The organism is Jeotgalibacillus haloalkalitolerans, from assembly GCF_034427455.1.
Classification (GTDB): Bacteria; Bacillota; Bacilli; order Bacillales; family Jeotgalibacillaceae; genus Jeotgalibacillus; species Jeotgalibacillus haloalkalitolerans.
Genome location: NZ_JAXQNN010000002.1, coordinates 581,650 through 606,259 on the forward strand (window position 1 = coordinate 581,650; position 24,610 = coordinate 606,259).

Annotated in this window: 30 protein-coding genes; 6 read left to right on the plus strand and 24 right to left on the minus strand. The window is 40.4% G+C overall.

Annotation, left to right across the window (positions count from 1 at the left end):
- Positions 1–13: 13 nt before the first annotated feature.
- Positions 14–1,648 (plus strand): DEAD/DEAH box helicase, encoded by a 1,635-nt coding sequence (locus UFB30_RS07860; protein WP_322421132.1) that lies wholly within the window; start codon positions 14–16, stop codon positions 1,646–1,648.
- Positions 1,620–2,294, plus strand: coding sequence for a YqhG family protein (locus tag UFB30_RS07865; RefSeq protein WP_322421133.1), 675 nt, complete (start codon positions 1,620–1,622; stop codon positions 2,292–2,294). The genes UFB30_RS07860 and UFB30_RS07865 overlap by 29 nt, the downstream gene beginning before the upstream one ends.
- Here the strand turns inward: UFB30_RS07865 and UFB30_RS07870 are convergent.
- The 8 genes from UFB30_RS07870 to UFB30_RS07905 all read right to left on the minus strand — a co-directional run bounded on the left by UFB30_RS07870 (position 2,286) and on the right by UFB30_RS07905 (position 7,035).
- Entirely contained in the window at positions 2,286–2,771 is a 486-nt protein-coding gene (locus UFB30_RS07870; RefSeq protein WP_322421134.1) for a shikimate kinase, read from the minus strand. The genes UFB30_RS07865 and UFB30_RS07870 overlap by 9 nt on opposite strands.
- A 205-nt stretch (positions 2,772–2,976) precedes the next feature.
- Positions 2,977–3,429, minus strand: a complete 453-nt coding sequence (gene comGF, locus UFB30_RS07875) for a competence type IV pilus minor pilin ComGF (RefSeq protein WP_322421135.1) — start codon at positions 3,427–3,429, stop codon at positions 2,977–2,979.
- On the minus strand, positions 3,386–3,682 hold the full coding sequence (locus UFB30_RS07880; protein ID WP_322421136.1) for a hypothetical protein: 297 nt from the start codon (positions 3,680–3,682) through the stop codon (positions 3,386–3,388). Before UFB30_RS07880 ends, comGF begins: the two co-directional genes overlap by 44 nt.
- The gene (comGD, locus tag UFB30_RS07885; RefSeq protein WP_322421534.1) at positions 3,666–4,109 is read right to left on the minus strand and encodes a competence type IV pilus minor pilin ComGD; all 444 of its coding nucleotides are present in this window, start codon (positions 4,107–4,109) and stop codon (positions 3,666–3,668) included. The genes UFB30_RS07880 and comGD overlap by 17 nt, the downstream gene beginning before the upstream one ends.
- Positions 4,099–4,431, minus strand: coding sequence for a competence type IV pilus major pilin ComGC (gene comGC, locus UFB30_RS07890; RefSeq protein WP_322421137.1), 333 nt, complete (start codon positions 4,429–4,431; stop codon positions 4,099–4,101). The genes comGD and comGC overlap by 11 nt, the downstream gene beginning before the upstream one ends.
- A 17-nt stretch (positions 4,432–4,448) precedes the next feature.
- Complete coding sequence (gene comGB / locus UFB30_RS07895; RefSeq protein WP_322421535.1) at positions 4,449–5,507, minus strand: competence type IV pilus assembly protein ComGB; 1,059 nt, start codon at positions 5,505–5,507, stop codon at positions 4,449–4,451.
- A complete protein-coding gene (gene comGA, locus UFB30_RS07900) occupies positions 5,416–6,486 on the minus strand; it encodes a competence type IV pilus ATPase ComGA (protein ID WP_322421138.1) in 1,071 nt (356 codons plus the stop codon). The genes comGB and comGA overlap by 92 nt, the downstream gene beginning before the upstream one ends.
- A gap of 168 nt (positions 6,487–6,654) precedes the next feature.
- Positions 6,655–7,035 carry a Spx/MgsR family RNA polymerase-binding regulatory protein gene (locus UFB30_RS07905; protein ID WP_322421139.1) on the minus strand — a complete coding sequence of 127 codons (381 nt, stop codon included), beginning with the start codon at positions 7,033–7,035 and terminating at the stop codon, positions 6,655–6,657.
- Positions 7,036–7,410: 375 nt separating this feature from the next.
- On the opposite strand from UFB30_RS07905, the gene UFB30_RS07910 reads away from it, so the two are divergent.
- Positions 7,411–7,653, plus strand: a complete 243-nt coding sequence (locus UFB30_RS07910) for a DUF2626 domain-containing protein (RefSeq protein WP_041122869.1) — start codon at positions 7,411–7,413, stop codon at positions 7,651–7,653.
- Positions 7,654–7,711: 58 nt separating this feature from the next.
- On the opposite strand, the gene UFB30_RS07915 is transcribed toward UFB30_RS07910, so the two are convergent.
- The gene (locus UFB30_RS07915; RefSeq protein WP_322421140.1) at positions 7,712–8,341 is read right to left on the minus strand and encodes an MBL fold metallo-hydrolase; all 630 of its coding nucleotides are present in this window, start codon (positions 8,339–8,341) and stop codon (positions 7,712–7,714) included.
- A 178-nt stretch (positions 8,342–8,519) separates the two neighbouring features.
- Here UFB30_RS07915 and UFB30_RS07920 point away from each other — a divergent pair, with 178 nt between their 5' ends.
- Complete coding sequence (locus UFB30_RS07920; protein ID WP_322421141.1) at positions 8,520–8,690, plus strand: DUF2759 domain-containing protein; 171 nt, start codon at positions 8,520–8,522, stop codon at positions 8,688–8,690.
- Positions 8,691–8,720: 30 nt separating this feature from the next.
- Here UFB30_RS07920 and UFB30_RS07925 read toward each other — a convergent pair whose 3' ends face one another.
- The 6 genes from UFB30_RS07925 to rpmG all read right to left on the minus strand — a co-directional run bounded on the left by UFB30_RS07925 (position 8,721) and on the right by rpmG (position 13,487).
- Positions 8,721–9,038, minus strand: coding sequence for an MTH1187 family thiamine-binding protein (locus UFB30_RS07925; RefSeq protein ID WP_322421142.1), 318 nt, complete (start codon positions 9,036–9,038; stop codon positions 8,721–8,723).
- A gap of 198 nt (positions 9,039–9,236) precedes the next feature.
- The gene (locus UFB30_RS07930; RefSeq protein WP_322421143.1) at positions 9,237–11,144 is read right to left on the minus strand and encodes an LTA synthase family protein; all 1,908 of its coding nucleotides are present in this window, start codon (positions 11,142–11,144) and stop codon (positions 9,237–9,239) included.
- A 366-nt stretch (positions 11,145–11,510) separates the two neighbouring features.
- Positions 11,511–12,479 (minus strand): ROK family glucokinase, encoded by a 969-nt coding sequence (locus UFB30_RS07935; protein ID WP_322421144.1) that lies wholly within the window; start codon positions 12,477–12,479, stop codon positions 11,511–11,513.
- A 1-nt stretch (position 12,480) separates the two neighbouring features.
- Positions 12,481–12,690, minus strand: coding sequence for a YqgQ family protein (locus UFB30_RS07940; RefSeq protein WP_322421145.1), 210 nt, complete (start codon positions 12,688–12,690; stop codon positions 12,481–12,483).
- Between the two features lie 31 nt (positions 12,691–12,721).
- Entirely contained in the window at positions 12,722–13,276 is a 555-nt protein-coding gene (locus tag UFB30_RS07945) for a 5-formyltetrahydrofolate cyclo-ligase (protein ID WP_322421146.1), read from the minus strand.
- A gap of 61 nt (positions 13,277–13,337) precedes the next feature.
- On the minus strand, positions 13,338–13,487 hold the full coding sequence (gene rpmG, locus UFB30_RS07950; protein WP_039809691.1) for a 50S ribosomal protein L33: 150 nt from the start codon (positions 13,485–13,487) through the stop codon (positions 13,338–13,340).
- Positions 13,488–13,655: 168 nt separating this feature from the next.
- On the opposite strand from rpmG, the gene UFB30_RS07955 reads away from it, so the two are divergent.
- Positions 13,656–13,994 carry a hypothetical protein gene (locus UFB30_RS07955; protein WP_322421147.1) on the plus strand — a complete coding sequence of 113 codons (339 nt, stop codon included), beginning with the start codon at positions 13,656–13,658 and terminating at the stop codon, positions 13,992–13,994.
- Positions 13,995–14,012: 18 nt separating this feature from the next.
- Positions 14,013–14,450: a hypothetical protein gene (locus UFB30_RS07960; protein ID WP_322421148.1), complete on the plus strand. Its 438-nt coding sequence runs from the start codon at positions 14,013–14,015 to the stop codon at positions 14,448–14,450.
- A 31-nt stretch (positions 14,451–14,481) separates the two neighbouring features.
- On the opposite strand, the gene phoU is transcribed toward UFB30_RS07960, so the two are convergent.
- The 9 genes from phoU to UFB30_RS08005 all read right to left on the minus strand — a co-directional run bounded on the left by phoU (position 14,482) and on the right by UFB30_RS08005 (position 24,478).
- Positions 14,482–15,141 (minus strand): phosphate signaling complex protein PhoU, encoded by a 660-nt coding sequence (gene phoU, locus UFB30_RS07965; protein ID WP_322421149.1) that lies wholly within the window; start codon positions 15,139–15,141, stop codon positions 14,482–14,484.
- 12 nt (positions 15,142–15,153) lie between these two features.
- Positions 15,154–15,969: a phosphate ABC transporter ATP-binding protein PstB gene (gene pstB, locus UFB30_RS07970; RefSeq protein WP_322421150.1), complete on the minus strand. Its 816-nt coding sequence runs from the start codon at positions 15,967–15,969 to the stop codon at positions 15,154–15,156.
- A gap of 27 nt (positions 15,970–15,996) precedes the next feature.
- Positions 15,997–16,875 carry a phosphate ABC transporter permease PstA gene (gene pstA, locus UFB30_RS07975; RefSeq protein ID WP_039809707.1) on the minus strand — a complete coding sequence of 293 codons (879 nt, stop codon included), beginning with the start codon at positions 16,873–16,875 and terminating at the stop codon, positions 15,997–15,999.
- 1 nt (position 16,876) lies between these two features.
- Entirely contained in the window at positions 16,877–17,818 is a 942-nt protein-coding gene (gene pstC, locus UFB30_RS07980) for a phosphate ABC transporter permease subunit PstC (RefSeq protein ID WP_322421151.1), read from the minus strand.
- A 77-nt stretch (positions 17,819–17,895) separates the two neighbouring features.
- Positions 17,896–18,864, minus strand: coding sequence for a PstS family phosphate ABC transporter substrate-binding protein (locus UFB30_RS07985; protein WP_322421152.1), 969 nt, complete (start codon positions 18,862–18,864; stop codon positions 17,896–17,898).
- A gap of 149 nt (positions 18,865–19,013) precedes the next feature.
- Positions 19,014–21,197: a penicillin-binding transpeptidase domain-containing protein gene (locus UFB30_RS07990; RefSeq protein WP_322421153.1), complete on the minus strand. Its 2,184-nt coding sequence runs from the start codon at positions 21,195–21,197 to the stop codon at positions 19,014–19,016.
- A 187-nt stretch (positions 21,198–21,384) separates the two neighbouring features.
- Positions 21,385–21,993, minus strand: coding sequence for a superoxide dismutase (locus tag UFB30_RS07995; RefSeq protein WP_322421154.1), 609 nt, complete (start codon positions 21,991–21,993; stop codon positions 21,385–21,387).
- Positions 21,994–22,285: 292 nt separating this feature from the next.
- A complete protein-coding gene (locus UFB30_RS08000) occupies positions 22,286–22,765 on the minus strand; it encodes a DUF456 domain-containing protein (RefSeq protein WP_322421536.1) in 480 nt (159 codons plus the stop codon).
- Between the two features lie 81 nt (positions 22,766–22,846).
- Positions 22,847–24,478 (minus strand): Na/Pi cotransporter family protein, encoded by a 1,632-nt coding sequence (locus UFB30_RS08005; protein WP_322421155.1) that lies wholly within the window; start codon positions 24,476–24,478, stop codon positions 22,847–22,849.
- Positions 24,479–24,610: the final 132 nt, after the last annotated feature.

Consider the following 24,610-nt stretch of genomic DNA (forward strand, 5'->3'; position numbering starts at 1 on the left):
AAGGAGATTTATTATGTCAATTTCAGTTGCCTCCAGTGAAGAAAACTGGAAAGAACGTTTTCTATCATATCTGTATTCAAGTAAATCTCCAAATTATCAACTGAACTATTTAACACGACAGCTTCACCATTCGATAACGGTTCAGGAAGGTGAATTGAAAGCAGAAAAAGCAATGCCCTTCTTTACACCACTGCCTCATCAGATAAATGCAGTAAAAAAAGTGGTTTTTGAAATGAATGGGCACGCGATTCTTGCAGATGAAGTCGGACTCGGAAAAACTGCTGAAGCCGCGATGATTTTGAAGGAGCTGCAGCTCAGATACCTCGCTTCTTCTGTATTAATTCTTGTACCCTCTTCACTTGCAGGGCAATGGCAAACAGAATTACACAGCCTCGGAATTGCTTCCATGATTCATAAGGGAAAAAAGGAATGGCGGACCTTTCCGGTTACAATAGCGTCAATTGATCTGTTGAAAAGAGAACCTTTTAAGACTGTATTTACTGATCTCTCTTTTGATCTTGTCATTGTAGATGAAGCGCATAAACTATCAAATCCCAAGACAATGAATTATCAGTTTGTCGCTTCCCTGAAGAAAAAATATCTGCTGCTTTTGACTGCAACGCCTGTTCAGAATAAATCAGAAGAACTTTATTCACTCTCAACTCTGATCAGACCGGGACTGTTTGAAAGTAAAAAAGAATTTAACAGGCTGGCTAAAGAAAACACCAAAGCATTTCACGACCGGATTGATCAGCTGATGATCAGAACCCGAAAGAAAGATACAGATATAACATGGACAAAGCGCAAAATTGAAGTGAAATGGCTGGAACAATCAGGCTATGAAAAAGAACTGTATACCGCTTTAGAAAAAGCTTTCAGGGAACTGAGACGGTTAAATACCCATCAATTTACTCATCTTACCTTACTGAAACAGGGGTGCAGTTCAAGTATTGCATTGTTAAAAGCACTACGCAGAGAACAGCATAAAGACATTTGCCATATTCTTGGACCGATTCTTGACATCACACCTGATCAGCTTGAAACAGTTAAAGGAAAAGAGATTTTGAATATTATTAAAAACCGTCAGGACAAAGTGCTGATTTTCACCCAATACCGCGCCACACAGCTCTACTTACAATGGTATTTAAAGCAGCATCAAATCTCTTCGGTTATGTTCCGGGGCGGGTTCAAGAAAGGAAAGAAAAAATGGATGACAGATCTTTTCAGGGATCATGCGGATGTCATGATTGCAACTGAAGCGGGATCTGAAGGCCTGAACCTGCAGTTTTGCAGCTGTGTGATTCACGCAGATCTTCCCTGGAATCCAATGAAGCTTGAGCAGAGAATCGGAAGAGTTCACAGACTCGGTCAGAAGAATGATGTGGACATCATTTATTTGCTCAATCGCAACACCATTGAGGAAAGAATCTGGAAGCTGTTAGAAAACAAGGTTCATTTATTTGAAACAATTATAGGAAAACATGAACAAATATTATCACCGGCAAAGTTAGAAGCAGAAAAATATCTTGAGGATGCTTTAACAAACTCAAGATCTGAAAACGAATTAACCTATAAATTAAACTTACTTGAAAACTATTTAGCGAGTGAGGATGTTGATGATGAAAGAAAATTGCAGACTGGTCATTGAATATTTGAAGTTAAACGGGGCTGCTGTAACAGAATCCACCGGTAAAGCAGTTGTCCAGCTGACAGAACAGCTGGACAGAAAATTTATGAACCGTCCTTTTTACTGGCACTACAGAGACGCACTCCAACAGTCGGGAGATCCGCTTCAAGTAATGATTGTCCATTCCAAAAGCGCTGATGAACATAAAAACATTATACAACTACATCCAGATCACCCAATTTTTCAATCAATATTCGATTCAGCACAGAATGAGAACCGATTCTACATTGCATATGAACAGTCCCGAACATTAACTGAATTATTTCCCTGGGTCATCATCCACATGACTGCAGAGGTCGTACCTCCCGGCTCTGCCAGTATCAGATTCGAAGGACGGATTTCATTAACCACCGGGCGGATACTCGTGCAAGCACAGGAAGAAATTGAAGCGCAGACGTTAACAGGTGACAGGCCGAACGACAGTGTTCTGCACCAGAACAAAATGCCTTTTGAAACATCTTTGAACATCTTAAATCGCCAACTTGAAAAGCAGATAGAATTGCAATTTGAGGAAAACCTGAAAGAAATCAGCCAGAATCAGCCTTCAGCCCCTTCTATTTGTGCACATCATATCTCAGCAGGCCTGATCTATCTCAGTTCACCCTAGCCTGGAGATAATATCCTTTACCGTTTCTTCAGGCAGACGATTTGAAACTGAGACCTGATGATGTGCTGTGCGTTTGTACACCCCGTCTCTTTTAGCAAAAAGACTCTTAAGGTCTTTGTATGGTTTTGCAGCAACCGGTCTGGACCGGTCACCTTTGATCCTTGAATATAATTCTTCAAAAGGTGCATGAAGATAAATGATGACGCCATTACCCCTCAACCATTCGGCAGTCTCATCAAAATAAAGAATTCCCCCGCCGGTAGCGATGATTTGCGCATCTGTTTTTTTAAGACACTCTGCTTCGATTTTTCTGAATACAGTTTCACCATCTTCTTTAAATATGTCGCTGATCTTTTTCCCGTTTTCCTGTTCGATCAGCTGATCCAGATCAATGAACGTGCCGTTTAATGACTTGCTTAACAGCTTGCCTACTGTAGATTTTCCGGCACCCATAAAGCCAATTAAATAAATCTTCATTCAAAAGCCCCTTTTTTGCATTATCATACATGAATCTAACGAAGATTCCTATTCCTGAATCCACATTTCAACCGCTGATTCCTGATAATAAGTTGACATCATCTCTGCGTGCCGGACCCGATCCACAGAAATAGAGGCAATTACGGTCGATGCAGATAACAGTAAAATAAAAAACAGCAGCACAGGAAGTAATATTGAACCTTTTTCATTCATCAGGTGCAGTGTAAAATATGCTTTTCTTAATCGTCCCATTTTTAAAACCTACTTCCATTGTAATTAAATCTCCGTTCCTGCTGATATTTAAATGATTGAGACCGGTCAGATGAATTTCGTGCCCGGTGCCGTTTACAGTCTTTCTGAGGATGGTGCCGTATTTAGCAAATACTACTTTCGCTTCGTCTTTAATGAATGTAATGGATTGTGATGTATTGGATTCAACCATAAGTGAAGCAACCTCCTGCTGAAACTGAATCGAGAACATATCCCATTCCTTCGAATGATTTTCAATAGAGATCAGGTTCATATAGCTGAACATTAACATGGCAAATAGCGGAGCGATGACAGCTAGGACCAGGATACTGACCAGTACTTCCAGCATTGTAAATCCGTTGTGATTACTGATAAATGCAGACTTGTATGTTTTCTTTATTCTGAACACACAGCTTGCTCGCGCTGAGCTCAATCCCGTATTCTCTCCCATCTTTATAAAAATCAGCCTGAACCGGTTCACTGGATCGAATCAGCTTTACCTGTTCATAAGCTACTTCATACATTCTACTCTGCTCTTCAGCCTGATCAGCTTGAACTGCAAGCATCACGACAGCTGGCAGGATGAGCAGGCAGAATAACAGGCAGATACTTAACGATAAGATACACTCAATCAGGGTAAATCCATTATGATTTTTCCACATAAAATCTTCCTTTAGCTAAATGAAAATGAACATTAACGGGAGAACCATCAACTAAAAACCGCACGACGCCAAATGTGGTGGTATTACCTGAAGGCAGATATCTGAAAAAGCTTAGTGTACCATCCTCCAGCAGCTCGACATTTTCAGGGAAACGGACATCTGCCAGCACGACCTCACCGGGACTATACCCGGTAAACATTTTATATCTCTGCGATCCGGCATCAAAACGGACTGTCACATATTGTTTTTCTGTAATGGCATAAAGCTGGGCGTGGTAGAGGTCATTTGTGAGTTGTGTTTCAAATGGGGTTGAGACAATTTTTACTGAAGAATATACCGTAGCGGAAATCGTAATAAAAATGCCCACAACCAGTAAAACGATGATCATTTCGATCAGTGTAAAACCTTCTTGCCGGTTAAGGAGCATCGACAATCGTCACATCACCCTCAGAACCGATTGTTAATTCTCTTCCGTCAGGGCAAGTCGTTTCATTCTGATTTAAATATCCTGACGTCTGCAGCGCAGCAATATCTGCCGGCAGTGACTTTTCAGACATTCTGTACGATTCTACCTGTGCCTGGACCATCTGCTGAAAAGCTTCGCAGCCTTTACTGTTTATTTCTTTACTTTGAGAAGAGATATTTGGAAGACTGACAATCAGTAGAACAGAAATAACGAGCAGGACAATGACCATTTCGATTAACGTGAATGCCTGATTATTTTTAAGCAATTTCATTAGTTTTTTCATTTAAATTCCTCCGTAAGTTAAATATTTTGTAAAAGATTAAATACCGGCAGTAAAATGATAAGGTATGCCCCTACAACTGCAAGACCGAGAAGAATAAATATAACCGGTTGCAGGATCTGAAAGTATGTGCCTGACCTTTCTTCCAGTGCATTTAAACAGTACATGCTGTAAAAACCCCACTCTCTTTCAAGATTGCCGTTCATTTCTCCATGTTCAGTTACACGATGCAGTTCGTCTGTAAAATAAGGAAGCTGAAGCATTGTATGGTGCATACTCTGTCCCCTATGAAGTTCTTCAGTCATAAATTGCCCGATCCCCTTAAATAACGGTCTGTATGGCTGGTCTATAAATGTTTTCAGCATCTGCTGAAACGACAGCCCGCTTTTAAGTAAAATGGATGCTTCTCTGGAGAACAGATAACTGTGATAATGCTTAAAATAAAATCCGGCAAACGGCATCGAAGAGATGATTTTCCACTTTTCGAGTGAGGGTTTTTTCAGCAGAACAATTGAAAATATTGATGCGAGGATAACGATTAATATACTTGTCGCCATCATAATTGATGGAATGATCCTAAAGATCATTTCTGCCGTGTGAAGAACCCCGGACTTTTCATTTCCAACAGCCTGATAAAGCTGAGTCATTCTCGGCAGTAAATACAGATTCAGTACAGATGAAACGAAAACAAACAGCAGAATCAAAAATAATGGATACTGCAGAATTGAAAGCAGTTTTTTTCTTTGACTTTCGCGGTGCTTCATAAGAACAGCTGTTTCAGCCAGAGAACTTTTCACATCTCCATACTGTTCAGCAAAATAAAGGTGCATACAAACGTAAGAAGGATAGCCAAGTGATTTAAAAGTTTCACTGATTGAAGAACCGTTCAGTAAGCTTTTAATCAGCTGACCCTTTTGGGAGATTGAAGGGAACTGTAGAAACAGAAAGCTGAGAGATTGATCAAGAGGATAACCGTTTTCACGAAGTTCACTTAATCGGTGAAGGAAAACCGGCTGATCTTTTTTGGGAATATAAGTCTGACGGTGTAATCCAGCGGTGATATTCCTGAGGAGATACATAGCCAAGAGCCGCTCCTTTCCTGAAAAGCTGCTCCAGTGTTGCATACGGGGTTTGCTCAGGCAGTTCATCTAAATAATCACATACAGCATGCGTGGTCATAATTTCGTAAATTGAAGTTCTTGACCTGGTCTTGCCATTTATATTGATTTTCACAAGACGCTGCCCTGTTGCGCCAATTAGTGACTGTTTTAAATCTTCTTTGCGAATACCAAGGTCAATCATTCTCCTGATTGCGCCTTTTGTATCCTTTGCATGAAGTGTTGACAAGACAAGATGTCCGCTGAGTGAAGCTTTTACAGCAATATCTGCTGTCTCTTCATCTCTGATCTCTCCTATAATGATCATATCAGGATCATGTCTCAGTACAGCTTTGAGACCTGAAGCATAAGTAACCCCTGCTCTTTCATTAATCTGAACCTGTAAAACGTGGTCTTCATTTCTTTCTACCGGGTCTTCAAGCGTGATGATATTTCTATTCAGTTCGGTGGAACAATAATGAATAAGTGAATAAAGTGTTGTGGACTTCCCGCTGCCTGTTGGTCCGGAAAAAAGCAGAAGTCCCTGAGGCTGTCTGACGAGAGATGAGAGTATTCTTGCGGAATTTGAAAATAATGAAAGTTTTTCGATTGGAATTGCAAATGATTGGGGTAAAAGTCTGATGACCATGCTTTCTTTGCCTTCTGCTGCGGGGAGTGTGGAAATTCTGAGGGAGACTTTTTCTTCATCGATCATCATGAGTGTAGCACCACTCTGGGGCTTTCGTTTTTCACCAATATCCAGGGAAGCTTTAAACTTGAAGTGTGAGATCAGCCGTTCTCCCTGATTAGCAGAGATTTTTCTTAACATGGTTAAATCTCCAAGTGCCCGAAGCTGAACAGTCATCTGCTGGGATTCAGGATAGAAATGAATATCAGACCCGTTATTTCTGAATGCTTCGGTAATTAAGTTTTGTGCAAGTAGTTCTGTGCCATATGGCATTTTTTCACATCCTTTCTTAAGATATTTAAACTATACACGAAACCTGGGGATTTGTCTTTTGTTTTTTTAATTATTTGACAATTTTTTAATCAAACAAAAAACGCCGGCTCACCTATCAACACACTTTATGCATTGATAGGTGAACCGGCATTGACATCTCCATTAAAATCAGCCTGAAAGCTTGTATGTCTGTTTTTTGTTCGATAGACTTCTTAATCCTTCAGGGTTATAGCCAACAATAAGAGATTTCCCATCTGTTAAAATAGGACGCTTTAACAGTTTTGGATCTTCAATAATCATTTTAACCACTTCTGATAGTGGAAGGTCTTCCACATCCTGATCAAGTGCCTTAAACGACTGACTGCGGGTAGCAAGAAGTTCATCCAGCCCATCAGTTGTAAGTGACAGCAGGCTCATTAATTCATCATAATCAGGTGTTTCTCTAAAAATGTGACGTTCATTCACATTTACTTCATTTTCTTTCAGCCACTTCTTCGTTTTTCTGCAAGATGTACAACTTGGATAAGTAAAGAATGTAATTTGACTCATGATCTTACCTCCATTTGTTTAGTTTTTGTATCACCTTTGGATAAGTAATATTTATGTTATGTTTATTGTATACCACGTGTATAATAGTTGTACACCTATTTTATATAAAAAATATAATTATTTTTCTATTGTTCACAATTTTGTTTAAAAGTATCCGTCTATTTCGTTGCAGCAGAAGGGTTTAAGCAGTATTCTGATGATAAAATTGCTTCAAATCTTATTCATACAGGCTCTGTTATAAATGTTTAACGTTTGTACAAGGGATCTTTGAAAAATCACTCAATCGTCACATTTAAAAATATGGGTTATTTACTTTGTAATATGGTATCCTATATAATAGGTTCGATGGATTGTTTGCGTAAAGGAGGGATTCGGATGGATAAAATGTATCGCGTTATGGGGTTTTGGACTGGAATTTTCTCTGTATTATTTTATTTAGGACATATGCCAAAAACTTCATTGCTTTTCCTGGCCCAGACAGGCTTTTTCATCCTTTTAGGGTACATGAAATTATCTGAGCGCATGTATGTGTATGTATTCTTTGTATACTTAACAATTTTCTTTGCAGGATTTACTTACTGGACAACATTTATGATGCCGCTTAAGGGTCCGCTTTAAATCTAAGCTGATTCAGATAAAAGAGACGATTCCTTTTACAGGAACCGTCTCTTTTTCGTTACTGGAGAAAAGGGTTATGATTTCTTTCCCGACTGATTGTCGTAACTGGACCGTGTCCGGGTAAAACATAGGTCTGATCCTCAAGCGTTAACAGCTTATTTTTAATACTCTTTATCAGCTCTTCCATTTGACCACCCGGAAGGTCTGTTCTGCCTATACTTCCATTGAATAGTACATCTCCGGAGATTACAAGGGATTCTTCTTTAAAGTAAAAGCTCACACTGCCGGGAGAATGTCCCGGTGTATGATAGAGCTGAAATCTAAAATCTCCAATGCTGACTTCACCTTCTTGATCCCAGATCTGCTCTGCCGGCGATGCGACGATCGGGTCAATTCCCTGAAACAGAGCAGAACCGTTTTTTTCAGGTTTTGACAGCCAGCTTTTCTCCTGGATATGCATATAAACATCAATTTGATATTCATGCCTTACCTCTTCTACCGCACCAATGTGATCAAAATGAGCATGTGTCAGCAAAATCCCGAGAGGCTTTAAGCTTTTTTGTTGAATAAATTGCATCACTTTGTGTGCTTCTTCCCCCGGGTCAATAATTAAACACTCTTTCCGGTCATTGTACAATATGTACGCATTTGTCTGCATCGGGCCCAAAGGCAGCTGATACCATTCCATTTATATCACCTCCCGGAAAGTGTAGCATGATTATGAAAAAAAGACGAATACTCACGAAAGTGTCACGAATTATGCTCGACATTACAAACATTTAACTATAAAATATATTAAGAGTACGCTTATATTATGCACTAATCTCGTTTATTCATGAACCAACGTATGGAAAGGGGTGCTTTTAATGAACGGATTAACAATTATCCTTGCGCTGGTAACCATTCTATCAGTTATTGGTACAATCACATCTTTTAAAGAGAAAAACATTATGGGTATTTTCTTTGCAGTGGCTTCACTTGGTGTATTTGGCTGGTTTACTGTGATGACAATCGTATTTGACGGATATCCGGTATAATTAAAAAAAGCTGACATCAGTCAGCTTTTTTTATTTGGATAAATGTTTTTTTACCGATGCAAGCTTATTTTGCATAGAATGATCATTTCTGTCTCTTCTTTCATCGATACGGATATTTGTAGCCACCCTTTTAATATCCTCAGAAAAGACTGACTCATGCAGCTCCTGTATGACTTTAAATAGATCTGTAAGCTCACCTTCAATCAATGTACTCATCGGTGCTAGTTCATACGTAATGAGTCCTTCACCTGCCCTGGCCTCCAGCACACGCTGAATATCCGCCACATATTTACTGACGCTCGGTGAAGCCGTGCCAATCGGTATAATTGTAATATCTGCGATAGCCATTTCAGTCAACTCCTTTTCAATGCATTCATTATAATATAGGCTTTGTTAAAATTGGCTGTTGATTTCCGCTTCAGGGGGACGCTTCCCGCGTCCGGGCGGTGAGCCGCCCCCTTTCGCTTCGATCACCATCTGTACAGAAACAACAATGGACTTTAACAAAGCGATAATATAAAAAGCCCCCGAAGGAGCTTTTTATACTTATTCTTCAGTTACAGCAGTATCTTCTAAAAGTCTTCCTGATTCAGTATCATAAAACCTCAGAAGGTCCCCGTAAATAATTTCATCATTAAATGCCAGTTCCTCAGTTGCCTTATCAATCAGAGGCTGACAGCTCTCTTTCTCAACAGGTTCTCCTGATTCTTTATCCCAGCATGTTTCACCTGCGTATACCAGGTCTTCTGAAATGACACGGCCGTCTCTCAAAATCGCTGTATTATCGTTCTCTTCTGAAAAGATATCCTGACCAAATTGAATACTGTTGCTTCCTTCAATCCCCATAATATTCTGGATTGTCGGCTTCAGGTCAATCTGACCGGCAATTTTACTGTTTGTTTCACCAATATCTTCACCAGGAATGTGAATGAACATCGGAACCCTTTGCAGCTGGGCAGTATCAAATGCTGTAATTTCTTCCTGCTCCAGGTACTGTGCCATTGCAGCATTATGGTTTTCAGAAATACCGTAATGGTCACCATACATAACAATGACTGAATCTTCGTATAAACCGGCTTCTTTGAGGTTAGTGAAGAATTCTTTAATTGCTTCATCCTGATATCTTACAGTCTGGAAGTAACGGTTTAGAGTCCCTGAGTTTGAATCAAACTCATTGATAAACTTATCTTCCTCATCAAGATAGAAAGGATGGTGATTCGTCAGTGTAATCATTTTCGAATAGAAAGGCTGTTCCATTTCTTTCATGTGTTCAACTGATTGTTCAAAGAAAGGAATATCTTTCATTCCCCAGTTAACTGCCTGACCTTCACCTACAGTATAGTCAGTCAGAGAATAGTAGCGGTCATATCCGAAATTATCATAGACAATATCACGGTTCCAGAAGCTCTTGTTATTTGCGTGCATAGCATTCGTATAATATCCCGCTTCATTCAGACTGTCAGTCAGCGTATTATACTCATTACCGCTATGTGTGAAAAAGACTGCTCCACGGCCTAATGGATAAAGTGAATTATCAAGCAGAAATTCAGAATCAGATGTCTTTCCCTGCTCTGTCTGGTGATAGAAGTTATCCATATAAATAGTATTTTCATCTTCAGTCAGCGTATTCAGGAATGGTGTAATCACTTCACCATTCATTTCATTATTAATAACGAAATTTTGCATAGACTCAAGTTTCACTACGATCAGGTTTTTACCCTCACCAATTCCGTGCAGGTCATTATTCACATCGGCTTTGTTCGCCTGAACATAGTTATTTACATCAACCAGTGCGTCACTGTCAGCCAGTGCACGCTGAGCAGATTGCTTAGACTGCAGATACACATCATAAATATGATAGTTATATGTTCCAATATTCTTAACGAGCATTTCACGGTCAAATGTACGTGTAAGCAGCTGAGGACGCTCTGTCTCAGCTAATCCGAGATTCAGGAAGAACGTAGCAATTGCTACAAGGAAATATGCTCTTCTGTTTAATTTAGTCGGTTCTTTAAACACCATGAATGATGGTTTATACTTTGCTAAAACAATCAGGATTAATACATCAATAAAGTAAAGTGCATCAGTCATATAGATGTTTTCCATTGCACTGCCGCCAAGATCCCCGAAGTTGTTTGTCTGGAATAATACAGGCAGAGTAATAAAGTCATTAAAGAATCGGTAGAACACCATATTGGCAAAAAGAATGGTTGTTAATACGAAACTTGTAATAATGACATAGTTGTTTCTTGTTTTCTCTTTTTTAAATAGCAGCCCTACACCAAAAATCAGTAATAGGAAACTGAGTGGATTGATAAACAGGATCAGATCCTGCATAAAGTTGTCTGTGCTGATATTAAAGCTTGCGTGATATGCGATAAACGTTTTAATCCAAAGGAACGCAATGGCAATAATGACAAGCGACAGCTTTGGCATTGACCATCTTTTGTTCATACTGTTTCCTCCTACACTTTCAATTACAATTTGTGGACATTCTATTGATATCCCATAATCATACTCCTGATTGTAAATAAAATCAAACCCGTCATTTACATACTTAAAATCTTATTTACAATTCCACCATAATAGACGTTTGAAACATGAAAAAGTTCCGTTTTTATTAATTTAAATTAAAATCATTCAATAGTCTTACACGTCATTTTTCCTATAAATCACAATGTAAAGGTGAATCAAACTCTTATTTTAAACGATTCACGTAAAATGTAAAGTAAATACACTAATATTGTAAAAGCCTGATTATTCACAAGAATGAAGAGATCAAAAAAGACCCTCTGTCAGAACAGAAGGTCCGGTTAATGATCAATGCTTATATTTGATCAGCCAGGCTGCACCAATGACGCCGGCATCATTTCCAAGCGTTGCAACTTTAATCTCAGTTGATTCAGCTACCGTTGGAAATGCGTAAGCTTTAAATTTTTCTGAAATACCATCCAGCAGAATACTTCCCGCTCTTGATACACCTCCACCGATTACGATTCTTTCAGGATTCAGTGCACTGCCCAGGTTTGCGAGCGCAAGCCCCAGGTAAAATGTAAGCCTTTCTACTGCAGCAGATGAAGCAGGGTCCCCATTTTTTGCTTCATCAAAAACGTTTTTAGCAGTGATTGCATTATGTTCATCCATGATTTTATGAAGCGCTGAGACTGCATCTGATTTTTCCATTTCTTCTTTAGCAAGTCTGACTACTCCTGTAGCTGAAGCCACAGTCTCAAGACAGCCGGTTTTCCCGCAATTACACTGGTAACCACCTTCAGGAACGGAGGTAATATGCCCGATCTCTCCGGCTGCACCTTTAATGCCGTGCGCAATGTCACCATTTACGATGACTCCTCCGCCAACACCTGTACCAAGTGTTACGCAAACAACATCTCTTGCTCCTCCGCCGGCACCTTTCCACATTTCGCCCAGTGCAGCTGCATTCGCATCATTTTCAATGACAACCGGCAATCCTGTCTGCTGTGATAATTCATCTCTTAATGCAACAGGCTTATCCCAGCCGATATTTACCCCGGTGTACAGAATGCCTGTCTGCATATTTACAGGACCGGGCGCACCTACCCCGATTCCGATTACCTGCTCTTTATTCAGATTCATCTGATTCATCTTTAATTTAACTGCTGCTGCAATATCCGGAATAATACTGATGCCGTTATGTGAAGTATTCGTAGGAATCTCCCACTTCTCAACAATGTTTCCTTCATCCGTAATAACTGCGAGCTTTGTTGTTGTACCGCCAATATCTACTCCAAAAATATACGCTGCTTTCATGTTAACGACCACCTTGGCTTTCTTTTCTGATTTCACTTTTTAATACCATGAGTGCTTTTAAATAATCCTCACGCTCTAACATACCTGCTTCGTATAACTCTTTTACTTCAATTTCCATCAATTCCAGCGTTGCAAGTCTGCCAGGGCCATATACATACTGCCCATATCTCTTCAGTAACATCTGAACGTCATGCATGGTGTTAAAATTCATCACATGGCACTCCCTGTTTTCATTGAACTTATCATGAATCCGTCTCCCGCTCAGTCACGATTTTCTTAACCGGGATATCAAAACTTTCAGCAAATTCATCATCTATGAGCTGGAAGCTGTAAGCCATCGACATACTTTCACCCTTATAATCTGTGAGAAAGCGGTCGTAATAGCCTCCCCCGAATCCGATTCTGTACCCGGTATTTGAATAGGCCAGACCGGGAACTACTACCAGATCGATCTCTCTTTTTTCTGCAATTGGCAAATACGGCTTCGGCTCAAGAAGACCGTAGAATGAAGGCTCAGCATCATTCAATGACTGTATGTAATGAAAATGCATCTTTTTAGTCGCCGGTTCGCACCTGGGTACACATACTCTTTTGCCCTGCTCTAATGCCTTTGTAATAAGGGCAGTGGTATCAATCTCCAGGCCCCTGGAAATAGTGATGGCGATCACCTCAGCCTGCTTCCATTCAGGTGATGAGATCACTTGTTGCTGTATGTAATTAGTATATAATATTTTTTTCTCTTCAGAAAGATTCTTCAGCTGATCAAGCATCTGCTGTCTGATGATTTTTTTATTCATAAGCTCCTCCGGATATGACAAAAAAACCGAAAATGCGCAACACATTTTCGGCTCTCGTTCATTATTTTGTCTCGCGGTGAAGCGTCACTTTCTTCAGGCGCGGACTGTATTTTTTAAGTTCAATACGATCTGGATTGTTACGCTTGTTCTTAGTAGTGATGTAGTTACGATCACCAGTTTCAGTGCAAGCAAGAGTAATGTTTACACGCATCTTTATCCCTCCAAACATTCAAATGCTGTTTGTTACATTCTTCGATTCATACGACTTATTTATAATATCATTGTTCGTTAAAAAAATCTACTATCTTTTTTAAACGTTTTACATTCCGTCAATCCTGAACATGATACAATAAAAACCGATAAACATGGAGGTGAGTAAATGGAGTTGATCATGCTTGCTGCGGGCGGTCTTGGCCTCATCCTTTTTATACTGTCTTTCTTTTTAAAAGACCATTCAAAGAACACTGAAGAGGAATTACAGGAGCTGTCTATGAGCCTTTATCAGGAGCTTTCACAGCTAAAAAAAAGAACCAAACTGCTTGAAGAAGAACTGATGATAGAGCCTGACTCCAGTCAGAGGAAAGCCAGACCGAAACAGATTAATGAAATTCTGATTAACCAGGTGCTTTCACTTCACAAACAGGGAATGAAGCCCGACCAGATTTCAGCACTTTCATCATTACATATCAGTGATGTGAAACGCATCATTAATCATTAATTATAAGGAGTGTACATCTTGGATCGCAAAATAATCCGCTCAACCGGTATCGGGATGATGATCAGTGCTTTATTCATCTTTAGTGCAGGATATCTGACAGATGAACAGACACCTGAAGGTCAAAACGCCCTTGCTGATGATGAAATGGTGATTAAGACTGATGAATATCAGTCTCTTCAAAATGAAATTGTGGAATGGGAAGAACATGTCAGTGCACTTGAAGCAGAGACTGAGGCACCGGCTGAAGACATTACACGGATGATCTTATCTGTAGAATCCGGCATGACCTCGCCGGATATCAGCTCTGCACTTTATTCAAACGGATTAATCACTGATGAAGAAGCTTTTAACGAGTACCTTACAGAGCAGAATTTAACTGATCAAATCCAGATTGGCGATTATGATTTGAACTCAACCATGAGTATTGAACAGATTGCTGTGCTCATTACACAATAACCCGAAAAAAAGAAGCCCGCGGGCTTCTTTTTTACTTGTTCAAATCGTATCTTTTTCCTTTTACGAGATAGAAAATATTCTCAGAGATATTTGTTACATGATCCGCCGCACGTTCGAGATAACGGCAGACAAATGAAAGCTGTGTAATCTGAGCGAGTTTTTCCGGCTGTGCAGCACTTGAAGAAAGAAGGTCTTTTATCGTTTCTCCATACAGTTCGTCCACACCATCATCAAGCTCAGCAATTCTCTTCGCTTTTACGACATCTTCATCTGTATATGCTTCCAATACTAATTCAATCATCTCTTCAGTAATTTCATACATTTCATGGACATTAGCGATTGAGCTGACAAAACTGTCATTCCCAATTCGAATCGTCGACTTGGCGATATTAACAGCAAAGTCTGCAATCCTTTCAAGGTCAGCAGCAATCTTAATTGCTACGATAATTCTTCTGAGGTCAGTTGCAACCGGCTGCTGCTTGGCAATCAGCAGAATCGCCAGGTCATTAATCTCTTCTTCAATTCTATTTGCTTTTATATCCTCATCAATAATTAGAAGAGACTTTTCAATATCCCTGTTTTCCAGCGCTGCAAGAGAATCTTTAAGAGCCTCACGGGCAAAACGTCCGAGTTCAACAATTTTATTATTCAATACTTCTAACTCTGTATCATACCGCTCTCTGACTGACAATGTCTTCACTCCTTATCCAAATCTGCCTGAAATATAATCTTCTGTTCTTTCATCTGAAGGGTTAGAGAAAATCTTGTTTGTCTCATCATATTCGACAACCTCACCATTCAGGAAAAACGCTGTCTTGTCAGAAATACGTGCAGCCTGCTGCATGTTATGCGTGACAATGATGATACTGTAATCCTTCTTCAGATCCTGTACGAGTTCTTCTACTTTCAATGTAGAAATCGGGTCAAGTGCTGACGTCGGTTCATCCATTAAAATGACGTCCGGCTCAATTGCTAGACATCTTGCAATACAGATACGCTGCTGCTGTCCTCCTGAAAGTCCATATGCATTTTCACCAAGACGATCCTTTACTTCATCCCAGATTGCAGCACCGCGCAAACTCTTTTCCACGATCTGATCAAGAATTTTCTTATTCTTAATGCCGTGAATTCTTGGTCCATACGCAATATTATCGTAGATTGACTTAGGGAATGGATTCGGTTTCTGGAAAACCATCCCTACTTTTGTACGCAGTTCTTCAACCTGATAGTCTTTGTCGAAAATATTTTTGTCGCGGTAATTAATTACACCTGAAGTTTTAACAGATGGGATTGTCTCAATCATTCTATTTAACGTCTTAATATAAGTCGATTTACCGCAGCCTGATGGTCCAATGATGGCAGTTACTTCATTTTCCTTAATGTCCAGGTCAATGTTTTTCAACGCATGATTTGATCCATACCATAGATTCAGCTGTTCAGTTTTATATACTGATGATTTATTCTTTTTCACATCTTTATTTTCAGTCGTCTTCACTTCAGGCTTTACAATCGTTGTCATGTTGAAAAGCTCCCTTCATCCTTAAAATTAATAACGCTTCTGATATTTATTTCGGATAAATACTGCAATAGAATTCATAATGATCAGCAGCCCCATCAGTACGATGATCCCCGCGGCTGCCACATCATGGAATGTAACCTGAGGTCGCTTAGTCCAGTCAAAGATCTGCATCGGCAGTGCCGTAAACGTACTCATAATGCTGTCCGGTGTAAACATCAGAATGGTTGGAATACCAATTACGACAAGTGGTGCAGTTTCACCGATCGCTCTGGATAGTGCCAGAATCGATCCAGTCAGAATTCCCGGAATAGAAGCAGGCAGCACTACTCTCAGGATTGTCTGCCATCTTGTAGCACCCATTGCAAAAGAAGCTTCTCTAAGCTCATTTGGCACCGCTCGGATTGCCTCCTGTGAAGCTACAATAATAATTGGCAGAATGAGTAAACTCATTGTCAGACCCGCCGCTAAAATAGAAATACCAAGGTCAAAAAATCTTACGAAAATCGTCAGTCCTAAAAGACCAAATACAACTGAAGGAACACCTGCCAGGTTTGAAATGTTCACTTTAATAAAGTTAGTAAACTTATTTTTCTTCGCATATTCTTCGAGATAAATCGCTGTTCCGACACCCAAAAACATTGAAACAGGTGCTACAACAAGCATCAGGTAAATAGATCCCTGAATTGCTGCTTTAATTCCTGAGTTTTCAGGTATACGTGAAGCAAAACTTGTAAAGAAATCAAAGCTTAAATACTCACTTCCTTGAGTCACGATACGATATAACAAAATCGCCAGAACGATTAAACCAAAACTTGTAGCAGCTGCGAACACGCCTTTTAATATTGTGTTTTTTGTCAGGCGGGTTTTTGTTTTTGCTGCAACTTCTTCATGATTAACGTACTTCATATTAATATTCCTCCCTGAAACGCTTAGAGATGAACTGTGCAAGCATATTCATAGCCAGAGTGAACAGGAATAGAGTGAAACCAACAGCATAGATACTGTAGTAGATTGTCGTACCATATCCTGCATCTCCTGTTGTTACCTGAACGATGTATGCTGTCATCGTCTGAATAGACCCTGTTACATCCCAGTCAAAGCCTGGCGTTGAACCGGCTGCCACTGCTACAATCATTGTTTCTCCGATTGCTCTTGAAATCGCAAGAACAGTGGAAGCAACGATACCTGAAAGTGCTGCTGGCAGCACGATTTTAATGGCCACTTCAAGCTTTGTCGCACCAAGTGCATAGGCACCGTCACGCATCGCGTTTGGCACTGACGACATCGCATCCTCTGAAAGCGAAGCGATCATTGGAATAATCATGATCCCTACTACGATTCCGGGACTGATCGCATTGAAGATCGCGATCTCAGGAAAAATTGATCTTAAAATAGGTGTAACAAATGTCAGTGCAAAGAAACCATAAACAATTGTCGGCACACCTGCCAACACTTCAAGAATTGGCTTAATAAAGCGTCTTACTCTGTCACTCGCATATTCACTCAAAAAAATGGCTGTTGCAATTCCGATTGGAACGGCAACTATTGTAGCGATTGCAGTAATTTTTAATGTACCCACCACTAATGGAAGAATGCCATAGGTCGGGGTTGAATTCGCAAATGGATACCACTCTGTTCCTGTAAGGAAACTGAAAACATTGACTTCAGTAAAAAAAGTGACTGTTTCAAAAATCAGTGTAAAAACGATACCAATCGTTGTCAGTACAGAAACTGTCGCAATCAGCAATAAAATTTTAGGAATTAACTTTTCAGTGAACGCCAGAAGACCCCTGTTGCTTTTCTTAGCGATCAATTCCTGAACCGAAATTTGCGGCTCATTCATAGCCATGATGAAAACCTCCTCATTTATCCAAAGAACATAATGATACGGAAAGCGTGTAAAACACGCTTTCCGGCTGTGTTTACTTATTCACCTGCAAGTTCTTCAATTGTTGCCATATCTTCGTCATATACTTCCTGTGGTGCTCTTACATAACCTACTGCTTCAGCAAGCTCTCCTGCATTTTCAATCGCGAACTTGATGAAGTCTGCTGTTGCAGGATCTTCTGCTACTGCATCATTACTTACATAAGTGAACAGCGGGCGTGAAAGCGGCGCATACTCACCAGATTCGATTGTTTCATTATTCGGTTCAACAGGTCCTTCTCCGTTGTCGACCGGAACTGCTCTTAACGTATCCTGGTTTTCAAGATAGTAAGCATATCCGAAGTATCCAACTGCATTCGGTGATCCAAGTACACCCTGTACAAGAACGTTATCATCTTCAGAAAGTGTTGCTGAACGCACGATGTCTTCTTCTTCAAGAATTACTTCATTGAAGTAGTCATACGTACCTGAGTCTGTTCCAGGTGAGTAGTATTCGATCGGCTCTTCAGGCCATCCTTCACGAATATCTGCCCAAGTTTTTTCTTCTCCTGTTTCAACCCACATTTCTTTTAATTCTTCTACTGTTAAATAATCTACCCAGTCATTTTCCTGACTTACTACAACAGAAAGCCCGTCATAAGCAAGCTCTACTTCTGTAAAATCAATTCCCGCTTCTTCAAGTCCTGCAGTTTCTTCTTCTGAAATCGGACGTGAAGCATTTGAGAATGCAGTTTCACCTGCGATGAATTTCTCAAAGCCGCCTCCAGTACCAGATACACCAGATGATACCTGTACACTTGGCTGAGCAGCTGCATATTCTTCAACAATTGCCTCCATAACAGGTGCTACAGTTGATGAACCGTCACCCTGAACCTGACCGCTCAGTTCTTCTGATGAACCTTCAGAACCTTCGCCTGATCCGTTTGCTTCATCTTCTCCACCGCAAGCAGCTAAGAATACTGCTGATCCTAAGATGGTTGACATTGCTAAATACTTTGCGCTTTTCATTCTGTAATTCCCCCTGTGATATGGTTGATTTGTCCTACAGCTAATACAATACACCCCTTCTATTAATCTCATATAAATCTAATGTAAAGGTTTTGTAAATGCATAAAAAAACTGAGTATCACGTGTTGTGATACTCAGTTTAATAGGGTTTATTGACCTTCTTCAGCTTCTTCAGCTGTTACTTCCACCTGCTGATCCTGATCAGCTCCGCCTTCATTCATTCTTTTTTCTCTTAAGTCAAAATAGACTTCAAGTGCGGCTGTACCTACATTTTCATTGACGTCCTCACGCAATGGAGAATTTCCGTCATTCGGGTACACCCATGGCGCGAGTACTGAAAAGGCTACTTCAGGTTTATCAAAAGGTGCAAATCCTACAATCGTTGAATTGGTTGTTTCCGGTGGCATTAATCCTCTTGAACGGTACAGTTCATCATACTTAGGTCCGAAGTATACAACCTCGGCTGTACCTGTTTTTCCTCCAGCTTCGTAGCCGTTACCAATGAAATCTCTGCCTGTACCCTGCGGCCCGTTAAATGAACGGTAAAAGCCCTGTTTAACATGATCCAGTTCAGCCTGCGTGTTATCGAGCTTATTCAACACACGCGGTTTCATTGCTCTGACTAATGGTCCGAGTGTCTCATTATCGGAACTAGGTTCACGTATTTCTTTTACGATCGTTGGTGCAACTCTGTTACCACCATTAATGACTGTAGACACGTACTGAACCATTTGCATAGGTGTATATGTGTCAAACTGTCCAATTGATAAATCCAGTAATTTACCTGGTTCCAGATCAAGTGGATTATTGGTCTGATAACCAACACTTTCTCCCGGAAGATCGATGCCTGTTTCACTGCCGAGACCAAATTGTCCGAAGTAATTCCTCATTTTTGTAAATGTACTAGATCCAATATCAATCGGCTCGTTAGGTCTGTAAGTTGCCCCGGCCATTTCAATTGCAATTTTGAACATATATCCGTTAGATGAACGCTCAAGTGCATATAGATCACTGATCGGATTCGGTAAAGAGCCGTACCATGAAGATTTTGGATCAGACCCTTTGATTCTGATGACTTCATCCCTTAGTAATGAGCCACGGGAAATTACCCCATCCTGATAACCCGAAAGCACTGTAGCTCCCTTAATAGAAGACCCTGCTTCATAAGCACTTGTAAATGTCCCAATATTATAATCCTGAATTTCCGGACCATCCTCAGTCTCTACATACTGCTTACCTGCCATTGCAAGCAGTTCACCTGTGTTCGGATCCATCATAACAAGGAATAGTCTGTCCATCAGATTACGTCCCGGATCCTGCTTCAGACGTCTCAGTTCATCTTCAACGACCTGCTCAAGTGCCTGCTGAAGCTCTATATCAATCGACAGCACAAGGTCTTTACCCCGTTCACCCTGCTGAATCAGCTGCGAATCAATGACATTTCCGGCTTTATCCGTAATCGTACGGACTTTTGACTTCTGTCCCTGCAGTACATCTTCATATTCGAGTTCAAGATAACTGGTCCCTACTCTGTCATTACGGGCATAGTCTCTTGCAAGGTAATATTCAATCTTATCTTCAGGGATTGATCTCACACTGCCAAGTACGGATCTTAAAACGTCCCCATACGGATATTCTCTCTGCCAGTCAACAGTTGTGTTCACACCGGGCAGAGAGCTTAATTGCTCACTGACCGTTGCAAACTCTTCATCTGTCACATCTTCATTTTTAATAATTTGAGGTGAAAGGTTATATCCGGTCTGCATCTGCCTGTAGACTGCGAGGATCTCCATTTCCTGATCCGTGATCTCTGCAAGCTCTTCTTCAGTAATTCTGTCCCGGATGAGCTTATCATAATCGTTTTGGGATAGCTCTCCTTCATCGTACAGAGCGCGTTCTTCATCTGTTATTTTTGCCTGAGCGCGTTCTTCATTTTCACGAATCCAGTAATCCTGCTTGTCACGCTCCTGAACGTTATCAGCAGAAAGTTCGATCATGTCAGCCAGCTTTGTCGCGACATCCATCATTTCATCCTGGGAAGTCTGCTGTGTTTTCGTATAAGTAATCGCATTGACAGGACGGTTATCTACAATGACATTTCCATTCCGGTCGAATATCTTCCCCCGCGGCACACTGGCATTAACAACGACTTCTTCCGTACGCTCAAGCTGCCTTGTAAAATCTTCTCCATTAACAATCTGCAGCACACCCAATCTTAAAATGAGTGCTGAAAATAATAAAAATACTGCAAAGAATAAAATATTCATTCTTGCAGCAAGAAAATTCTTTTTAATTTTCTTTGCTTTCTTTGTACGGGACTGATTCTTTTTCAATAAGAGTCTCCCTTTCTTTTATAATTTCACATAGCATAATTTTAAAGGAATCTATCAAATATTACTAGGGGATGACGTGTTATTTCAAGAAAAGGTCAAATACTCATATTGTTACTCCATTTGGCTTATTGACCAGCTTTTTCAAAAAAAAAAGACCGGCGGAAAGCCGCCAGTCTGAAATGATCAATTATTTAGCTGAAGTGTAAAGCTTTTCAACAGCATTCCAGTCAACAACGCTCCAGAATGCGTTGATGTAATCGGGACGCTTGTTCTGATACTTCAGGTAATAAGCATGCTCCCAAACATCAAGACCAAGAACAGGCGTTTTACCTTCTGTTAATGGTGAATCTTGATTTGGTGTGCTTGTGATTTCAAGCTCGCCGTTGTTTACTACAAGCCATGCCCAGCCTGATCCGAAACGGCCGGCACCGGCTGCTGCGAATTCTTCTTTGAACTTTTCAAAGCTTCCGAACTTGCTGTTGATTGCAGACGCAAGATCGCCTGAAGGTTCGCCTCCACCATTAGGAGATAGAATCTTCCAGAAGAATGAGTGGTTAGCGTGACCGCCTCCGTTGTTGCGAACTGCAGTGCGGATTGATTCAGGTACGCTGTTGAGATCAGCTACAAGCTCATCGATTGATTTAGCCTGAAGATCATCGTGACCTTCGAGTGCATCGTTTAATTTTGTTACGTAAGTGTTGTGATGCTTTGTGTGGTGGATATTCATTGTTTCCTTGTCAAAATGCGGTTCTAATGCATCATAAGAATAAGGTAGTTCTGGTAATGTGTAAGCCATGATTGAATTCCTCCTTGTATGTAGTGTAATTTTCCGCTTAATGCGGAATCAACTGTTTTCAGATTATCAGAATAGCCAATTCTATTCAATTAATAAGCATTGCAAACGCTTTTTTCAGTCTTAAGTCCGAATTTAAACAAATGGCTTTGCTAAAGTTGGCTGGTGATTGCAGCGAGAGGGGGACTTCGTGGCCGCGGGCTTCGCCATGGCCTCACCTGTCCCTTCCTGCCGCAGCCGCCCCCTTCTACTTCAATCAACAGCTGTGCGAAAATAACAATGGACTTTAACATAGCTAAATATACAAAAAGAAAATAATGATCATCACAGCCTGAATGGTTCCCTTAGTGATCACTGACGTAATAAAGCCGATCAGAGATCCGAAACCAATTTTGATTGCCTGTTTGAATGGCGTTCTGTTCACCAGCAATTCACCGATTACTGCACCTGCAAGCGGTCCGATCAGAATCCCGATGATCGGAATGATAAACGGTCCGATTAAAAGACCGATTGTACTTCCCCAGATGCCGGCTTTAGAACCTCCGAACCTTTTTACACCGAATAAATTGGCAGCATAATCAGCTCCGAACAGCAGAATGATAAACAGAATTTGTACAGTCCAGAAAAACCAGGTGAAATCTGCGAAAGAAAAAAACAGACCATACAAAATAAATCCAAGCAGAATAAACAGTACACTTGGAATGATTGGATAAATCAACCCGATAAAGGCGATTGCAAAGCTTAAAATAATCAGTACCCAGAAAATCGCTTCTATGTCTCTCATCTCCCTTTCAATATCATAATTGCGTTAAGTATAACAAAAAATGCCGGCTGAGGTGTCAGCCGGCATCATCTATTATTTTCTGATTCCAAGTACTGCTTCTGCAATATTAACTGAGTGGTCTCCAATACGTTCAAGGTTGGAAATGATATCTACAAATACGATACCAGCCTGTCCCGTGCACGCTCCCTCATTCAGACGCAGAATATGCTTTTTACGGAATTTACGTTCCATTTTATCTAACAGATCCTCTTTCTCAGCTACGCCACGTGCTTTATCGTGGTCATTTGTATCAAGAGAGTCAATTGATTGAGAAACTGCTTCAATCGCCAATGTGAACATTTCATTCAGGTCAGCCATTGCCTCATCTGTCATTTTCACTTTGTTCGCCTGCTGATAATCCACAAGCTCAATCACGTTTTCAAAATGGTCACCAATCCGCTCAATATCACGCACGGTATCCATTAACACTGAATGGCGCTCAGATTCCTGTGCTGAAAGTGAACTTGATGAAAGTTGAATTAAATAATCTGTGATTTTTGAATCAAGATTATTAATTGCATCTTCAACCTGATAGCCGAGTTCAGCATTTTTCTTATTTTTAGTTTTTAGATATTCAAATGATTCTGTTAAACCCTGCACTGCAAATTGACCCATGCGCAGTACTTCCTCTTTCGCCTGACCAAGCGCAATAGAAGGTGACTGTTCAATAAAATTCGGATCAAGATGCTTAGGTTTAAATTCCACTACTACATCGTTACCAGGAACAACTTTTGTTACTACCCATGCAAGCGCAGCGATGAATGGGAATTGAATAATTGTATTTGAAACGTTAAATGTTCCGTGCGCAAATGCAATCTGCATTTCAGGATTCAGATTCATAAACTGATCAATCCACACGATAAATGCAGTGAATGGGATCAATAGAATTAAGAATAGTACTGAACCGATCACGTTAAACATCACGTGTACCATCGCAGCTCTTTTAGCAGCTACTGATGCACCAATTGATGCAAGAACAGCAGTAATTGTCGTACCAATGTTGTCACCGAAAAGAACCGGCAGTGCTGCCTGAAGGGTAATCAGATCTTCAGAGTAAAGTCCCTGAAGGATACCGATTGTCGCACTCGAACTCTGAACAACAACTGTAAATACTGTACCGATTACTACACCAAGGATCGGAATTTCACTCATGCTTTGCGTAAGATCAATAAAAGCCTGAAGCTCACGCAGCGGTTTCATTCCCTCTCCCATTAGTTCAAGACCATAGAAGAGTCCGCCAAATCCAAAGACAACCATACCAAGATTATTTATTTGAGGTTTTTTCACAAAGAATAATAGAAATGCACCAACTGCGATAATCGGCAATGCATATGCACCGATATCAAATCCGATGATAAATGCTGTAACAGTCGTACCAATATTCGCACCCATAATAACACCAATCGCCTGACGAAGTGTCATAAATCCGGCGCTGACCAGCCCGATGACAATAACTGTCGTACCTGAACTGGACTGAATGAGTATCGTTACAACAATACCCGCAAGGACCCCCATAAACGGATTAGTTGTAAAACGATCCAGAATTGCTCTCAGTCTGTCACCAGCTGATTTCTGCAGACCGTCTCCCATAAACTTTAAACCAAATAGAAATATCCCAAGTCCCCCGATAAATGTAAAGAAGACTTCCTGCCAATTCACTTCCATGATTTCAACCCCTGTTTAACAAATTTAGTCATACTTCTTGAAAACCCTCCATCATTATTAATTCTTTGCATGGTATAAGTAAAGGGGTTAGGTGAAATCTTTACAATCGGTTAATAATCGACCTTTTATATT

What these genes read in the sequence shown, in the direction of transcription:
- UFB30_RS07985 (WP_322421152.1), bottom strand. Translation starts at nt 18,864, where the DNA reads ATGAAAAGCGCAAAGTATTTAGCAATGTCAACCATCTTAGGATCAGCA.
- UFB30_RS07925 (WP_322421142.1), bottom strand. Translation starts at nt 9,038, where the DNA reads ATGGCTATCGCAGATATTACAATTATACCGATTGGCACGGCTTCACCG.
- UFB30_RS07995 (WP_322421154.1), bottom strand. Translation starts at nt 21,993, where the DNA reads ATGGCTTACACATTACCAGAACTACCTTATTCTTATGATGCATTAGAA.
- UFB30_RS08005 (WP_322421155.1), bottom strand. Translation starts at nt 24,478, where the DNA reads ATGGAAGTGAATTGGCAGGAAGTCTTCTTTACATTTATCGGGGGACTT.
- pstC (WP_322421151.1), bottom strand. Translation starts at nt 17,818, where the DNA reads ATGGCTATGAATGAGCCGCAAATTTCGGTTCAGGAATTGATCGCTAAG.
- UFB30_RS07935 (WP_322421144.1), bottom strand. Translation starts at nt 12,479, where the DNA reads ATGAAAGCAGCGTATATTTTTGGAGTAGATATTGGCGGTACAACAACA.
- pstA (WP_039809707.1), bottom strand. Translation starts at nt 16,875, where the DNA reads ATGAAGTACGTTAATCATGAAGAAGTTGCAGCAAAAACAAAAACCCGC.
- UFB30_RS07955 (WP_322421147.1), top strand. Translation starts at nt 13,656, where the DNA reads ATGGAGTTGATCATGCTTGCTGCGGGCGGTCTTGGCCTCATCCTTTTT.
- UFB30_RS07930 (WP_322421143.1), bottom strand. Translation starts at nt 11,144, where the DNA reads ATGAACAAAAGATGGTCAATGCCAAAGCTGTCGCTTGTCATTATTGCC.
- comGA (WP_322421138.1), bottom strand. Translation starts at nt 6,486, where the DNA reads ATGCCATATGGCACAGAACTACTTGCACAAAACTTAATTACCGAAGCA.
- UFB30_RS07945 (WP_322421146.1), bottom strand. Translation starts at nt 13,276, where the DNA reads ATGAATAAAAAAATCATCAGACAGCAGATGCTTGATCAGCTGAAGAAT.
- comGC (WP_322421137.1), bottom strand. Translation starts at nt 4,431, where the DNA reads ATGAAAAAACTAATGAAATTGCTTAAAAATAATCAGGCATTCACGTTA.
- UFB30_RS07870 (WP_322421134.1), bottom strand. Translation starts at nt 2,771, where the DNA reads ATGAAGATTTATTTAATTGGCTTTATGGGTGCCGGAAAATCTACAGTA.
- UFB30_RS07865 (WP_322421133.1), top strand. Translation starts at nt 1,620, where the DNA reads ATGAAAGAAAATTGCAGACTGGTCATTGAATATTTGAAGTTAAACGGG.
- UFB30_RS07880 (WP_322421136.1), bottom strand. Translation starts at nt 3,682, where the DNA reads ATGTGGAAAAATCATAATGGATTTACCCTGATTGAGTGTATCTTATCG.
- UFB30_RS07860 (WP_322421132.1), top strand. Translation starts at nt 14, where the DNA reads ATGTCAATTTCAGTTGCCTCCAGTGAAGAAAACTGGAAAGAACGTTTT.
- UFB30_RS07920 (WP_322421141.1), top strand. Translation starts at nt 8,520, where the DNA reads ATGAACGGATTAACAATTATCCTTGCGCTGGTAACCATTCTATCAGTT.
- rpmG (WP_039809691.1), bottom strand. Translation starts at nt 13,487, where the DNA reads ATGCGTGTAAACATTACTCTTGCTTGCACTGAAACTGGTGATCGTAAC.
- UFB30_RS07940 (WP_322421145.1), bottom strand. Translation starts at nt 12,690, where the DNA reads ATGAATTTTAACACCATGCATGACGTTCAGATGTTACTGAAGAGATAT.
- pstB (WP_322421150.1), bottom strand. Translation starts at nt 15,969, where the DNA reads ATGACAACGATTGTAAAGCCTGAAGTGAAGACGACTGAAAATAAAGAT.
- UFB30_RS07915 (WP_322421140.1), bottom strand. Translation starts at nt 8,341, where the DNA reads ATGGAATGGTATCAGCTGCCTTTGGGCCCGATGCAGACAAATGCGTAC.
- comGD (WP_322421534.1), bottom strand. Translation starts at nt 4,109, where the DNA reads ATGCTCCTTAACCGGCAAGAAGGTTTTACACTGATCGAAATGATCATC.
- UFB30_RS07905 (WP_322421139.1), bottom strand. Translation starts at nt 7,035, where the DNA reads ATGAGTCAAATTACATTCTTTACTTATCCAAGTTGTACATCTTGCAGA.
- comGB (WP_322421535.1), bottom strand. Translation starts at nt 5,507, where the DNA reads ATGTATCTCCTCAGGAATATCACCGCTGGATTACACCGTCAGACTTAT.
- UFB30_RS07910 (WP_041122869.1), top strand. Translation starts at nt 7,411, where the DNA reads ATGGATAAAATGTATCGCGTTATGGGGTTTTGGACTGGAATTTTCTCT.